General features: G+C 42.8%; 1 protein-coding gene. It reads right to left on the reverse strand.

Going from position 1 to position 285, the window contains the following annotated elements; genetic code table 11:
• Positions 1-234: IS200/IS605 family transposase (gene tnpA, locus BHE89_RS01300; protein ID WP_128860272.1), on the reverse strand; the 234-nt coding region annotated here is incomplete at its 3' end.
• Positions 235-285 lie beyond the last annotated feature (51 nt).

Below are 285 nucleotides of genomic sequence, written 5' to 3' on the forward strand. Positions count from 1 at the left end.
TTTTGGCGGGTAAGCAACCAGCAGATGCACATGGTCAGGCTCTCCGTCCATCTCAATAATTTCGCATTCAAGTTTTGCCGCAGCGGAATCAAATGCATCACGCAGTTGAGCGAGCATCAGTCCATCAAATAGCTTACGTCGATACTTTGTCGTAAAGATCAGATGCACGACCAGTTTACTGACACTGTGCCGCTTTCTGAGGAATTCCGCCAGTAAATCATCATGATTACTCAATTGATATATTGCCCTAACATGTTAAAATAAAAACATTATATCAATGAGCGC

Source organism: Shigella sp. FC1967, from assembly GCF_001743005.1.
GTDB lineage: Bacteria > Pseudomonadota > Gammaproteobacteria > Enterobacterales > Enterobacteriaceae > Proteus.